The organism is Thalassobacillus cyri (assembly GCF_900107755.1).
Classification (GTDB): Bacteria; Bacillota; Bacilli; order Bacillales; family Halobacillaceae; genus Thalassobacillus; species Thalassobacillus cyri.
The window spans coordinates 1-12,923 of sequence record NZ_FNQR01000017.1 but is presented as its reverse complement, the minus strand read 5'-3'; the positions used below and the strand labels follow the sequence as shown (position 1 = coordinate 12,923).

20 protein-coding genes are annotated in these 12,923 nt (G+C 43.4%); 4 read left to right on the top strand and 16 right to left on the bottom strand.

Going from position 1 to position 12,923, the window contains the following annotated elements:
• Positions 1–235: 235 nt before the first annotated feature.
• The 7 genes from BLV00_RS16925 to BLV00_RS16895 all read right to left on the bottom strand — a co-directional run bounded on the left by BLV00_RS16925 (position 236) and on the right by BLV00_RS16895 (position 5,227).
• On the bottom strand, positions 236–442 hold the full coding sequence (locus BLV00_RS16925; protein ID WP_425441702.1) for a PLDc N-terminal domain-containing protein: 207 nt from the start codon (positions 440–442) through the stop codon (positions 236–238).
• A 94-nt stretch (positions 443–536) separates the two neighbouring features.
• Entirely contained in the window at positions 537–857 is a 321-nt protein-coding gene (locus BLV00_RS16920) for a hypothetical protein (protein ID WP_093046148.1), read from the bottom strand.
• 127 nt (positions 858–984) lie between these two features.
• On the bottom strand, positions 985–1,269 hold the full coding sequence (locus tag BLV00_RS16915) for a ferredoxin family protein (protein ID WP_093046147.1): 285 nt from the start codon (positions 1,267–1,269) through the stop codon (positions 985–987).
• Positions 1,269–2,564: an FAD-dependent oxidoreductase gene (locus BLV00_RS16910; RefSeq protein ID WP_093046146.1), complete on the bottom strand. Its 1,296-nt coding sequence runs from the start codon at positions 2,562–2,564 to the stop codon at positions 1,269–1,271. The genes BLV00_RS16915 and BLV00_RS16910 overlap by 1 nt, the downstream gene beginning before the upstream one ends.
• Positions 2,557–3,582 carry an electron transfer flavoprotein subunit alpha/FixB family protein gene (locus tag BLV00_RS16905; RefSeq protein WP_093046145.1) on the bottom strand — a complete coding sequence of 342 codons (1,026 nt, stop codon included), beginning with the start codon at positions 3,580–3,582 and terminating at the stop codon, positions 2,557–2,559. Before BLV00_RS16905 ends, BLV00_RS16910 begins: the two co-directional genes overlap by 8 nt.
• 101 nt (positions 3,583–3,683) lie before the next feature.
• Positions 3,684–4,499: an electron transfer flavoprotein subunit beta/FixA family protein gene (locus BLV00_RS16900; RefSeq protein ID WP_093046144.1), complete on the bottom strand. Its 816-nt coding sequence runs from the start codon at positions 4,497–4,499 to the stop codon at positions 3,684–3,686.
• A 323-nt stretch (positions 4,500–4,822) separates the two neighbouring features.
• Positions 4,823–5,227, bottom strand: coding sequence for a hypothetical protein (locus tag BLV00_RS16895; protein WP_093046143.1), 405 nt, complete (start codon positions 5,225–5,227; stop codon positions 4,823–4,825).
• Between the two features lie 135 nt (positions 5,228–5,362).
• Here BLV00_RS16895 and BLV00_RS16890 point away from each other — a divergent pair, with 135 nt between their 5' ends.
• Together BLV00_RS16890 and ric are read left to right on the top strand one after the other, a co-directional pair.
• Positions 5,363–6,259: a DMT family transporter gene (locus BLV00_RS16890; RefSeq protein ID WP_093046142.1), complete on the top strand. Its 897-nt coding sequence runs from the start codon at positions 5,363–5,365 to the stop codon at positions 6,257–6,259.
• Positions 6,260–6,326: 67 nt separating this feature from the next.
• Positions 6,327–7,019 (top strand): iron-sulfur cluster repair di-iron protein, encoded by a 693-nt coding sequence (gene ric, locus BLV00_RS16885; RefSeq protein ID WP_093046141.1) that lies wholly within the window; start codon positions 6,327–6,329, stop codon positions 7,017–7,019.
• Between the two features lie 50 nt (positions 7,020–7,069).
• Here ric and BLV00_RS16880 read toward each other — a convergent pair whose 3' ends face one another.
• Both BLV00_RS16880 and BLV00_RS21755 read right to left on the bottom strand, forming a co-directional pair.
• On the bottom strand, positions 7,070–7,921 hold the full coding sequence (locus BLV00_RS16880; RefSeq protein WP_093046140.1) for a patatin-like phospholipase family protein: 852 nt from the start codon (positions 7,919–7,921) through the stop codon (positions 7,070–7,072).
• Positions 7,922–8,045: 124 nt separating this feature from the next.
• Complete coding sequence (locus BLV00_RS21755; RefSeq protein WP_143030742.1) at positions 8,046–8,186, bottom strand: FbpB family small basic protein; 141 nt, start codon at positions 8,184–8,186, stop codon at positions 8,046–8,048.
• Positions 8,187–8,306: 120 nt separating this feature from the next.
• Between BLV00_RS21755 and BLV00_RS16875 the strand changes: the two genes are divergently transcribed.
• Positions 8,307–9,458, top strand: a complete 1,152-nt coding sequence (locus tag BLV00_RS16875) for an aminotransferase A (protein ID WP_093046139.1) — start codon at positions 8,307–8,309, stop codon at positions 9,456–9,458.
• A 174-nt stretch (positions 9,459–9,632) separates the two neighbouring features.
• Here the strand turns inward: BLV00_RS16875 and BLV00_RS16870 are convergent, their stop codons facing one another.
• The 4 genes from BLV00_RS16870 to BLV00_RS22585 form a co-directional block, all read right to left on the bottom strand.
• Positions 9,633–10,490: an NAD(P)-dependent oxidoreductase gene (locus BLV00_RS16870; protein ID WP_093046138.1), complete on the bottom strand. Its 858-nt coding sequence runs from the start codon at positions 10,488–10,490 to the stop codon at positions 9,633–9,635.
• Positions 10,491–10,675: 185 nt separating this feature from the next.
• Positions 10,676–10,855 (bottom strand): aspartyl-phosphate phosphatase Spo0E family protein, encoded by a 180-nt coding sequence (locus BLV00_RS16865; RefSeq protein ID WP_245729001.1) that lies wholly within the window; start codon positions 10,853–10,855, stop codon positions 10,676–10,678.
• 82 nt (positions 10,856–10,937) lie between these two features.
• Positions 10,938–11,120 (bottom strand): aspartyl-phosphate phosphatase Spo0E family protein, encoded by a 183-nt coding sequence (locus BLV00_RS16860; protein ID WP_093046137.1) that lies wholly within the window; start codon positions 11,118–11,120, stop codon positions 10,938–10,940.
• A gap of 82 nt (positions 11,121–11,202) precedes the next feature.
• Positions 11,203–11,334, bottom strand: a complete 132-nt coding sequence (locus tag BLV00_RS22585) for a hypothetical protein (protein ID WP_281243062.1) — start codon at positions 11,332–11,334, stop codon at positions 11,203–11,205.
• A 139-nt stretch (positions 11,335–11,473) separates the two neighbouring features.
• Here BLV00_RS22585 and lepB point away from each other — a divergent pair, with 139 nt between their 5' ends.
• Entirely contained in the window at positions 11,474–11,995 is a 522-nt protein-coding gene (lepB, locus tag BLV00_RS16850) for a signal peptidase I (RefSeq protein ID WP_093046135.1), read from the top strand.
• Between the two features lie 58 nt (positions 11,996–12,053).
• Here lepB and BLV00_RS16845 read toward each other — a convergent pair whose 3' ends face one another.
• The 3 genes from BLV00_RS16845 to BLV00_RS16835 all read right to left on the bottom strand — a co-directional run bounded on the left by BLV00_RS16845 (position 12,054) and on the right by BLV00_RS16835 (position 12,725).
• Positions 12,054–12,191, bottom strand: coding sequence for a YvrJ family protein (locus BLV00_RS16845; protein WP_093046134.1), 138 nt, complete (start codon positions 12,189–12,191; stop codon positions 12,054–12,056).
• A 62-nt stretch (positions 12,192–12,253) separates the two neighbouring features.
• Positions 12,254–12,466: a DUF2922 domain-containing protein gene (locus BLV00_RS16840; RefSeq protein ID WP_093046133.1), complete on the bottom strand. Its 213-nt coding sequence runs from the start codon at positions 12,464–12,466 to the stop codon at positions 12,254–12,256.
• Between the two features lie 34 nt (positions 12,467–12,500).
• Positions 12,501–12,725, bottom strand: coding sequence for a DUF1659 domain-containing protein (locus tag BLV00_RS16835; protein ID WP_093046132.1), 225 nt, complete (start codon positions 12,723–12,725; stop codon positions 12,501–12,503).
• Between the last annotated feature and the right edge of the window lie 198 nt (positions 12,726–12,923).

The window sequence follows — 12,923 nt, the reverse complement described above, 5'->3', positions numbered from 1 at the left end:
AATCACAAAGTAAATTCAGCAAAGGCTGTGCCCTATAGGGCACAGCCTTTTGATTATGTATCATATGGTTTTCTGGACAGGATGCCTGTTTACTAGAAATGAGGTATAGCTTACTAGACAATTCATTGCATTTACTAGACATTTTTTGAAATTCACAAGACGATACTTGAATTTTACTGGACATTCCTTAAGATTTTCTAGACAGGCTGCACGGTTACTAGACAATTAGAAAAAATCATCCATCATTCCGGATGATCAAATAAATGATCAGTCCGATGATTGGAAAAAATAAAGTACCAATCAGGATGATAAGAGCATACTCCTGGCTCTTCCCTTTTCTCTGAGAATCACGATAGGCCCAAATGCTGGTTACAATATTCAACACGAATAACAGGAGTACGAAGAACACTCCGAAAAACAGAAAGCCACCCATTTCCATCATTTATTACTCCCCCCTTTTCTCTCCCATCCTATTATCGGTTACTTGGAAGTATGTTTCAATATAAGAAAAAACACGTCTTAGATGACAGACGTGTTTAGGTGACGCGTTTCTCTTCAAACCAGCGATCTTCTAACAGCTTGACTTCCCAATCCTTGATCATGTCCAGTCCTTCATGAAATGTAGAACATTTTTTTTCGAACAAGGCTTTCGCATTAAAATCGTAGATACCTTCCGGATTAGAAGTCAGTAGCGATACCTTCCAAACCCAGTGCCCCCCTTCTAAATCTACGACTTTCATAACTACGAGCCAGTGATCATCCATTGTTCGATTCCTTGTCAGCGTGCGCAATACCTGTAAGTCTTTTTTTCCGATAATGATTGGTTGACGTGGATAGTACTCCACAAAATTCATCATCCCGCTCCCGCCTTTCAGGATATTTTAATTTTCCTCTTTTTTCTAAATTTTCTGATAACAAAAACGTTAAATAAAGTGTTATCCCACCTAATGACCCTTTTTACAGCACTGTGGGATAACACAGGAATTATGCCAACTGGAAGATGACTCCATGGCCTCCTTTCGGGTATTTCCATTCGATATTATTTTGTGGGCAGCCAATGCGACAGCTGCCGCATTCATGGCATCCTTCGTAGCCGACTTGGATCCGGTTGCCTTCGAATTTGTATACTTCTCCCGGACAAAAATACGTACAAGGCTTATCCGGACAGTTTTCCAGGCAGATGGACTGATCGGTTATTTTCAAGTGGGATTCTTTATCTGCTTTAAACCTGACGAGATACTGTTTTTCTTCAATCGTAGCTTTCGTCATTATTTCATCACCTTCCATGCCCGGTACATGTCCTGCACGGTGCGGATTTTACCACGTTCCATGAACATGTTGAAGATTCCCTTCTGTTTTTCACGTTTACTGGTGCCATCCACTGTAAAAAATGCACGGGCTGCCCGGTTCATCATCGGGATATATTCCTTCAGGTACTGCGGGTGGTTTTCCAATGTTTCCGTCGCATCCTTATATTTTTTCAAATCCTGTCCAATGAAGCTTTCGTATACTTTTTCACGATAGATAGCCAGTACTTCCTCTGTAAACCGCCCCTTTTGTTTAGCCAGTAAAATTGCTTCTGCTGCATAAGATCCGGATTTCATGGCCATGTTGGACCCTTCCCGGTGGATTCCATTGACAAGCTGGGCAGCATCTCCGGCAACAATAACTCCATCACCCACCAGTTTAGGGATAGCGTGGTAACCCCCTTCAGGTATCAGATGAGCAAGATACTCTGCTTCCTCAGCTCCCTGGATCAACGGTTTTACAATCGGGTGGTTTTTAACATATTCCAGCAATTCATATGGTTTTATCTTTTCCTTCACTATACTGGATAATGTTGCTCCTACACCGATATTCAAGCTTTCTTTATTCGTATATAGAAAAGCAGTCCCTAAGTGACCTTTGGTAGAATCTCCGAACATTTCAATCGTACAGCCCTGGCCATCTTCAATGTTGAACCTTTCATTGATCGTTTCTGCAGGCAGTTTCAGTACTTCCATCACCGTAAGGGCTACTTGAGCAGGCTCGATGTCCTGATGGAATCCCAGTTGTTTTGCGAGCAAAGAATTGACACCATCAGCTAACACGACGACATCAGCCAGTACCTCTCCTTCAGGGCGATCCGTCCGAACACCGATCACTTTTCCATTCTCGACGAGACATTCTTCTACTACCGTTTCATTGATTAACGTGACTCCTAGTTCTTGAGCTTTCCTGGCAAACCATTGATCGAACTTCGCTCGTAAGATTGTAAAATTATTATAGCTGGCTTCGTTTGCCCACGCTCGCCCTTTAAAACCGAGTGTCATCGCCGATTCTTCATCCAGCAGCCACATTCTTTGTTCGACAATCGGACGTTCGATCGGTGCCTCCTTCCAAAACTCTGGAATGATTTCTTCTAATTGTTGTTTATACAGAACGCCGCCCATAACATTTTTAGCTCCTGGATATTCACCACGTTCAATCTGAAGTACCTTCAGCCCGTTTTTAGCACATTGATAGGCACAGCTGGTCCCTGCCGGTCCTGCTCCGACAACAATGACGTCAAATTTTTCAGGCATGGGAAATCACCTCATTTTCTCTCAGCAGTTCCTCGAAGGCTTTGATCATCACAGGTACAGTCTCCCTGGCATCACCAACAATTCCATAGGTTGCAACATCGAAAATAGGTGCATCTGGATCTTTATTGATGGCAATGATCAATTCCGAATTCTTCATGCCAACTGTATGCTGGATGGCACCAGACACGCCGATGGCAAAATAAATTTTCGGTGTCACTGTTTCTCCAGTCTGACCGACCTGATGGTCATGAGAGATCCATCTAGCTTCAACTGCATCCCGTGTACCTCCAACAGAGGCACCGATCGTATCCGCTAATTGATGGATCAGTTGAAACGCTTGTTCGTCACCCATCCCTTTCCCGCCACATACGATGACATCTGCGCCTTCAAGGTCTACTGATTTGCCTGGGCCTTTTATGATTTCCAAAACTTTGGTGCGAATTTCTGCTTCCTTCATTTCCAGTTTTTCTTTGAGCACCATGCCTTTTCGAGCAGGATCCGGTTGTAATGCCTTCATTACTTTCGGACGGACTGTCGCCATTTGGGGGCGATGCTTTTTACAAAGGATGGTAGCCATGATATTTCCCCCGAATGCCGGTCTGCTTGCCTCCAGCAAACGATTTTCAATATCCACACCCAACATGGTGCAATCGGCAGTCAGCCCTGTCTTCAAGTCAGTAGCAATAGCTGAGGCGATATCTTTTCCATTCGGAGTAGCTCCATATAAAATGATTTCCGGCACATACATCCGTGCCAGTTTCCCCATACCGGCTAAAAAAGGCTCGGTCCGATAATCTTTTAAAACAGGGTCATCTATGATGTAGACTTCGTCAGCCCCATAAGGAATCAACTGTTCGGATAAATGGGTGATGTTCTCCCCTAATAATACGCCTGCCAACGGCACATCAAGCTTATCCGCCAACTCTCTGCCAGCTCCCAGTAATTCGAGTGATACCCCGGCGATTGCGCCATCGATCACTTCAGCGAATACCCATATTCCCCGATGTTCTTCGCTCATTCCTGCACCTCCTCCTTCCCATGTTAGAGAAACTTGGCTTATCGCCAAGTACTTATGGCAAAAGCCTTCGTATTATCTTATACTTTAATCCTTAAACAAAGTTAACCTTTATTAAAATGGAACAAATACTGCTTTTCTTTCAAAACTTCCACCAGTTGTACCACTTGTTCCTCAGGCGTCCCTTCCAAGCGGTGGCCGCCTTCTTGTTTCGGAGGCGCAAACATTTTTCCGACAACCGTCGGTGAGCCTTTCAAACCAAGCTGTTTTCGATCGACATCCTCTAAATGATCGATACTCCAAACTACCGGCTGATAATTGACTGCTTTCAACATGTTCGGAAATGGTGCATATTCAATTTCGTTGATTTCTTTTTCAATGGTAATTAAACACGGCAGTGTGCTGCGGATGTGGGCATAACCGTCTTGAAGTTTACGTTGGAGTTCCACATAGTCTTTGGTGACTTTGGTGATGGCAGATATGTTCGTGATTGGTGGTATGTCCAGGCGTTTTGCTATCCCGGGACCTACCTGACCTGTATCCCCGTCAATGGCATGTTTTCCACAAAAAACCATATCTATCGGGGAGGTTTTGCTGATTTTTTCCAGCGCTTTGGTAAGGGCGTAACTTGTAGCTAGTGTATCAGCCCCTGCAAATGCCCTGTCAGATATCAAATATCCTTCGTCTGCTCCAATTTCAATACTTTTTTTAATGACCGCAGTTGCTTGCGGAGGCCCCATAGACAATACAGAAACCTTTCCTCCATGCTGTCGTTTCAGATGTACAGCTTCCTGAACCGCATGAGCATCATACGGGTTGATGATCGATGGCACTCCTCTTCGATCTAATGTATTCGTTTTGGGATTGATTTTAATTACTTTCGTATCAGGCACCTGTTTTACACAAACAACAATATGCATGTAATATCACCCCCCTTTCCTTAAAAATAGATTCCCCGCCACCGATCTTTCTTAAAGTAAGCGTTTGCAAATTTGGGTGAACAGGCGAATGTTCCCAAGAGCAAGACTTACATTGGGGATGAAGTCCAATCACTTACGATCAGTAAAAACAATGGCAGAAAACCCACTTTTCACCTTGATACTAGCAAAGAAGGAACCGCACGCTCTATGACATACGTCACAGTTCAGCAAAGTGAACTCGCACGCTTTGCAGTATCTTCAATTTGTTAGGAAGCACAGGAAAAATAAAAAAACCTGCTGCCCTCTGGCAACAGGTTAAAAGTTTACCACCGCTTCACGGCTGGTCTGGAATTTTTGCTGAAATAACGGAAAATTTGTCTTACCAACGCATACAACGTGTAACAGGCCCCAAAACAAATTACTGCAAGCAATTGGAAAGCCAGCGCCTCTTCGGCTATGCTTCCGTTCATCTTCACTACCTGATACAGCTGGATGCTGATCAATAGGTTGGTTACTGCAAGACTGATGACAAGAAAAGTCAAAAGCCGTTTCCAATTCGCGTTGATCAGCCATAACATGACTGGCTCAAACAGCCACACCCCGGCAGCCAATAATAAAAATGACAGCAGGAAATGTACATAAGAAGGATCAATGCCAAGGATTGCAAAGGTGCCAATATCAAACTCCAGCCATTTGCTGATAACGTTCCAATCTACCCACTCTTTCATTCCACCACGTCCTCTCCGATTTTATTCCCAAGTCTTTCCCATGCAAGGCAAATTTAAACCTGTACAATCTGCAAGAAGTCATAGCCTCCCCCCTTTTTATTCTGATATAATTCGATTCATCAGGGGGAGTTGCCATTGAAAAAAGCGATCTTATTAGTTTTGACAGGAGCTGCACTTTGGGGAACCATCGGAATATATGTAAAAATGCTGGAACAGGCGGGCTTCACTCCGATGGAAATCGTGACCGTCCGGGTATTTTTTGCAACCGTATTTCTGCTCGGATACATGGTGTTACGGCATAGGAAGAACCTCAAACTGAAAAGCTGGAAAGATATGCGATATTTTATTGGTACAGGAATCGGCAGCATCGTGTTTTTTAATTATTGTCTATTTGCCAGCATGTCAGAAACGAATATTCCGATTGCGACAGCCTTACTTTACACCGGGCCTGCTTTTGTCATGATTCTATCGATTATTTTATTCCATGAACCATTCAATGGAAAAAAAGGGCTTGCGCTCGGACTTACACTGGTGGGCGCCGCGTTTGCCGTAGGGGCATTCCCGACACCTGATGCCAGTCTGTCTACCATCGGGATTTTGTTAGGAATCGGCTCTGGTTTTGGTTATGCGCTTTACAGCATTTTCAGCAAGTTCGCTTTTCTTAAATATGACAGTCTGACAATCACCTTTTATACGTTCCTTACTGCAACAGCAGCCTTACTTCCATTTTTTCCTTACCAGCAAAAACTCGACCAGCTGTTGAGCCCGGGACCCCTGCTGCTTGGTATCGGGCTCGGCCTATTGCCGACAGCTGTTGCCTATATCGCTTATACACTAGGTTTATATGAAATGGAAGCTTCGAAGGCATCGATATTGAGCACGATCGAACCAGTTGTTGCAATAATTATTGGAATAAGTATTTTCCAAGAGTCGTTCAATCTATGGCAGATGGCAGGAATGATGGCGATCCTTGCTGCAGTTGTTGTTATTGCGAAAAGTCATAAACGTGTAAAAATCACAGGCAGGGTGTGATTTATATCATTATCTCTATAGTGGAAACCTTGTATGATAAAGGTAACCAAACAAGGAGGTTGATGAAATGAGCCCTTTTACCAGAGAACATACACCTGCAGATATTGTGAATATATACCCGAAAGCGAGCGACTTGTTTAAAAAGAACCGAATTGATTTTTGCTGTGGCGGAGATAGGCCACTAGGCGAATTATTTGATGAGAAGAAAATCGATGAAAGCATGATTTTGCATCAGTTGAATGAAGAATACACAGATTGGAAGACAAAAGGAAATGAAAGTCCTTCCTGGGATTCCGTTTCCAACACAGAACTTGTCGACCATATCGTTTATACCCATCATGCTTTCCTGAATGACGAACTGCCTGCATTGGGACAATTCGTAACGAAGATTTACCGGGTCCATGGCGCTAATCACCCACATTTAAAAGAGCTTCACCGCCTATATAATGAATTGAAAGTCGAGTTGGAATCCCATCTGATCAAAGAAGAAATGGAAGTCTTCCCTCTCGTAAAACAATATGATCGTGAGCCTAGTGAAGAATTGTGTCAACGGATCCATGAGGCTAACGGGGGGCTTGAGGAGGAACATGATCAGGCCGGCGATCTACTTAAGGAGATCCATAATTTAACGAACGGTTTCGAACTTCCTGAGGGCGCCTGCAATTCGTATCAAATTACTTATAAACGATTGGCAGAACTCGAAGCAGACACGTTCCAGCACATTCATTTGGAAAATAACATTTTGTTCAAGAGAATTTAACTCGCTATTAACTTTTAAAAATCCACCCGTATTTACGCCGGGTGGATTTTTTACGACTTCAAAAAGTCTTCTATTGCTTTTTCCTGATTCTTCATTTCCTCATAACCTTGCATGTAGACATGATGCAATTTCTGTTTATTGCGCTCGATCCTGCCGATAGCAAGCTGCTCTTCTGGCCGTATAATGAAGACCTTCCCCTCTTTTTCCAACTCGTGGAGGCGTTTAGTCAAGTGATTATATTTATCATGGCGGGTCAGCAAGCTTTCCACAAACTTTGGATACTGCTTGAATTTCCGCTGTAAATACCACCCTAGCCGCATACGTTTTTTGATATATCCCTGGTTTCTCGTCAATATGACGACATGTTTCCCGTTGCCATGCCGGATCGATTGTTCGATTGGAACCGGATCGGCGATTCCGCCATCCATGAGGTTTTTCCCATCATAAGAGATCATGGGAGATATCAAAGGAAGCGAGCAGGAAGCGCGCATGATTGTCAGTAAACTGCTGCGGTCTGGAAAATCATCATAGTGATGTGCCTCGCCGGTCATCATATCCGTTGTGGCGACAGAAAAGTGGGTATCTCGAGCCTCGAAGGCATCATAATCGAATGGCACCAGTTCGTTCGGTAATTTATCAAAAATGAAGTCCATGCCGAATAATTCCTTTTGCCGAAAGGCTCGTTTATAAGAAATATATTCAGGATGGTCGCCATAACCAACAAGCACCTGATAGTTTCTGCCACGCTGCCTGGCTACATAGGAGCTGCCGTTAGACGCGCCGGCAGAAGCCCCTGCAACGTATGGAAAATGAAGATCCATGTCAAGAAAATAATCCAGTACTCCGGCAGTATAAGTTCCCCTCATTCCGCCACCTTCTAACACAAGGCCTGTTTGTTCCATATCAACACCTTCTTCTTTACCTTATATGCAAATTATAACAATTTTCGTGGTGTTGATAAATGTATCTACTCAAATGAAAGAAGCTGCCTGAGATTAAAGGCAGCTGTCTGGTTTTATGTTATTATCAGTTTACATTCAAGTTGTTGTTCTTGGACTGTTTCTCTTCCAAGTTCTTCTCGATTTCCTGCATGGCACGTGGATCTTTTTGTAGTTCTTCCTTATATTTGTTGACAAGTTCGTCAAAGGAAGGTAAATTTGGTCGCATGTCGTATGCTCCTTTCATGAAGTTTACGTTTTCATTATATCAAAGTTATCTACTTACTCATCTAAATTATTTGAACATTTTGTTAACATTTTGATTTTTCTAATAATTGGAGGCCTCCTTATGGAACATTTAGTCAATAACAACGTCAAAAACATCGAAATATCCGGAATCCGTAAATTCTTCAACATGGTCAGTGACTACGAGGACGTCATCTCCCTATCGATCGGCCAGCCTGATTTTACTACCCCAGAGCATGTAAAACAGGCTGCCAAACAAGCAATCGACTCAAATTATACTACCTATACCCATAATGCTGGCATTTTAAAACTGCGACAAGCCATCAGCGCCTCTGCAGCTCAGAAATACAACCTGCAATACGATCCTAATGATGAAGTGATCGTCACCGTAGGTGCCAGTCAGGGAATTGATATCACTTTACGGACACTGCTTTCCCCCGGAGATGAAGTCCTGCTTCCCGGCCCTGTCTATCCTGGCTATGAACCTTTGATCCGCTTAGCCGGTGGCACACCGGTACATGTCGATACAACAAACAATGGCTTCAAAATGACAGCAGAGCTGATTCAAGAGGCGCTCTCCGACAGGACAAAATGCATCATTCTCCCTTACCCTTCCAACCCTACAGGGGTTACGTTGACAGAAGCAGAGCTGAAAGATATCGCCGCTTTGGTTGCTGGAAAGGACATAATTGTTCTTGCTGATGAGATTTATAGCGAGCTGGTTTATGAACAGGAGCATGTATCAATTGCTTCTTTTCCGGAAATACGGGACCAGGTCATCGTCGTCAACGGGGTTTCCAAATCCCACGCCATGACCGGCTGGCGGATCGGATACCTGCTGGGACCGGCCTTATTGATGAAGCACATTTTGAAAGTCCACCAATACAATGTGTCCTGTGCTACTTCGATCAGCCAATATGGGGCGCTGGAAGCGATCGGAAACGGAGCTGATGATCCAGTTGCCATGCGGGAGGAATATCGGAAGCGCCGTAATTATGTAATGAAACGAATGGATGAAATGGGGATTGATTACGTTCAGCCTGGCGGGGCATTCTACATTTTTCCGAAACTTGTTAAAGCGAAATTAAGTTCTTTTGATCTTGGTATAGAATTAGTACGGGAAGCTGGCTTGGCATTGGTCCCTGGGGATGCCTTTTCCGATTACGGGGAAGGATATATGCGCTTGTCCTATGCTTATGACATGGAGACACTGGAAAAAGGAATGGATCGTCTGGCTTCCTATATGGGAAGGTGATCCTGGTTGAAATGTAGTTTAAAGAAACAAAGCTAATGTACGGGAATTAGATTTTTTACTAGACAAATGAAAGAGATACCAGAAATAATTATGTTTATCGGGACAAAATAGAGGGTTTACTAGAAAAAAGTCAAAAAAGCCGCTGGCAGAGTTTACTCCGCAGCGGCTTTTTATTTATTGGTAATAGTTATAGATGGCCTGTGTTCCGTTATCTTCATAGCCGAGTTCAATCAGCCGCTCATAAATGGATTCCGACAGCTTAAGACCCGGAAGTTCCATTCCCATCCGGTCTGCTTCTTCAATGGCTATCCGCAAATCCTTCACAAAATGCTTGATATAAAATCCAGGTGCATAATCTCCAGCAATCATACGGGGCGCAAGATTGCTCAATGACCAGCTTCCTGCTGCTCCTGTCGTTATGCTTTTCAAGACATTTTCAGGCGACAACCCGGATTTCTTTGCGTAGGCGATTGCTTCCGCCACTCCAAGCATATTGGAAGCAATCGCAATCTGATTGCACATTTTCGTATGCTGCCCGGCGCCTGCTTCTCCCTGGTAAACGATATTCGTTCCCATTGCTTCAAACACCGTTTTTACTGCTTCAAAGGCAGCTTTTTTACCGCCGATCATGATGGACAGCTTGCTTTCTCTGGCGCCGACGTCCCCACCGGATACAGGAGCATCTAACGCTTTTACCTGCTTTTCTTCAGCTGCAGCAGCTATTTTCTCTGCCAGGGTAGGTGTCGAGGTTGTCATATCAATCAGGTACATGCCTGGGCGTGCATAGGCTAACAACCCATTTTCCCCAAAATAAATTTCTTCGACATCAGACGGATAACCGACGATGGTAATGACGGTGTCGCTTCTCTCTGTTAGCGTCCCCAAATCTTCGCACCATTGCGCTCCAGCTTCGAGCAAAGCTTCCGCCTTCGCTTTCGTGCGTGTATGTATACAAACCTCAAAATTCTTGGCCAGCAACTGACCAATCATCCCTTTCCCCATAACTCCGGTACCGACAAATCCAATCTTCATCTACACCACTCCTTCCCTTTCCCCTATCATATCAAATCCTAGGAAGGAAATAACATTAAAAATTGGCGGCGCCCAATACTTACGGCGAAAGCCGAAAGCCTTTATACTTTAATCCTTTATCAAAATGTAAACTTTCTTACAGTAAAAAAAAGCTATCCCCTAAGTGTGAAATGAGGACAGCTTCTTTATGATTTATTATATTTATGTTTATATTTGTCATAGGTGTTTAAAAGTTCGTCCAGCTCTTGGCTGATCCGAATAGATTCAGGGCTTGTAAATCCTTCTAAGAGGGCAACCCTGGTCATTCTTTTTCGCAAACGTTCGATTCTTACAAGAAGTTGATCGGCTTCATTGAAAGTGGACACCAGGTTACCTCCAATCCCTGCTTTGGTTTAGGAATAGTGTACCATAGCAGGAGGGGATTGACACGTCGTATCCGCTTCAACTTCAGCTGATTTTTCTCTTTCGCCTCATATATTCCATGATCAGTGTATCTAAGGCTTGACTCTCCTGAATCGTATGTAGACTATCTCTCCCGTATTGATCGGCCAACGTCAGCATTTTCTTCTGGGAAAGATTGATTTTCCCTTCTAAATCCTTCAAATTAACATCCTTATCTGTTAGTTCCACCAGAATGATACCTCCAGAAACAATTTTTTCACCGAGATAAATTATGCCCGAAAAAAATTTCTTTGTAAACGATATCGCAAAACTAGACAAATGTCGTCAAAATTAGTTGTTCTACTTTGGTGGAATTGGTCGTAAAATTAATTTTATGCTCGTAATACTTTCCTAATTCAGGAAATTCACTCGATGTTTCAATAATAAAAGGTATAGTACTCATGAACGCTGACAAATGTGTTAAAATAAGGAATGATGAAGCCAAAAACTCTCGAGCTTCATAGCACAATCTCATCCACCTCTTCTTGAATAGCAAGAAGAGAATGCATCAACCGGCTATAATTAAGAAGGGAAGATCAAGATTGTCAGAAGAAGCTAAGAATGAATGGTGGGAATGGCTCAAAGCCATCATCATCGCTATTGTACTTGCATTCCTATTACGTACTTTTTTCTTCGCCACCTCGATTGTCGAAGGTGCGAGCATGAACCCCACTCTTGAAAGCGGGGAGCGTGTCATGTTCAATAAGATCATCTATTACGTAGAAGAACCTGCTTATGGTGAAATTGTCATTATCCACCGTCCGGTAAAAAGTTACGTGAAACGGATCATCGCTCTCCCTAATGATGTAGTTGAAGTGAGAGATCACAAACTTTATATCAACGGAGAAAAGCAGAACCAGGCTTACCTGGATCAACCCTCTATCGAAGGTACGACCAATTATGGTCCTGTAAAAGTTCCGGATGGGCATTATTTCGTGATGGGAGACAACCGCTCCATCAGTAAAGACAGCCGTAACGGCCTGGGATTTATTGAAGAAAGTGAAATTATCGGAAGATCAGAACTCGTCATCTATCCGTTCAAAGAATGGGGAATGACCCGTTAACAGCAATAAAAGTACCAGTTAAAAACCATCCTGTCGAGTCAACAGGATGGTTTTCTTCTTAAGGATTCATTTTTTCTGGCAAATGGTGCAATGTTTCGATCATGATATCAAGTTTTCCTTCAACACGGTGCAGCAAATAGAATGTGCCCGCGATCGGGAACCCGACATCGGTCAGTAAAGACACCCAATTGTCCATCACTTGTCTCCTCCTCCCTTTCGAATAGAAAGAGGCTGTCCTGCCGGACAACCCCTTCGACTTTACAACTGGATATCTACGACATTACGTTCGATGATGCGCGCTTCTTTCTTAGCTACTAAATCCCCGCCACTGGAATAAAAGCAATTAGCTGTAAGGATAGCATCCATCGCAGCATTGATTAGTGCTGGATCAGCAGGCTCTACCGGCTCGTCTAGAGTGATGGTCACTGTCTTATCTTCCTCATTCTGAAACTTCAATTCTAATTTCTTCATGATCTCCCTCCTTTCTTCACAAAGTTTTTACTCGTTAAATGTTCATGATTTTATTGTCGTCTTTACGCTCGATTGCATAAAGTACGCGTTGCTGCAATGGTTCTAATGCTTTGGCGACCGTGTACAGCTGGTCTGCAGTCGCTAGTGTTTTTACATTGTTGAAGTTCTTGTTCTTGAAAATGAAGTTTCCTCGCTCATCCTGGCCATTTTCAAGTACTAGCTGCAGCTGGGAACTCACTTTTTCACTTGTCACTGCCATGTCCCTCACCTCCTTTCAACTTTATAATCGAAAGGGGTGATAAAGTGGTGTTATGTTTTTAACAATTATTTTTAATGCCTAACTTAGTGTTGCTATTACAGTTAAGCTCCCTTTTATTGAAGACTCAGTTTCGAGATAAACCGTTTCCGTTACGGTGGTGAGCGGTTGGAGGTCCGTGAAATCACTCGCTTTCCGTGG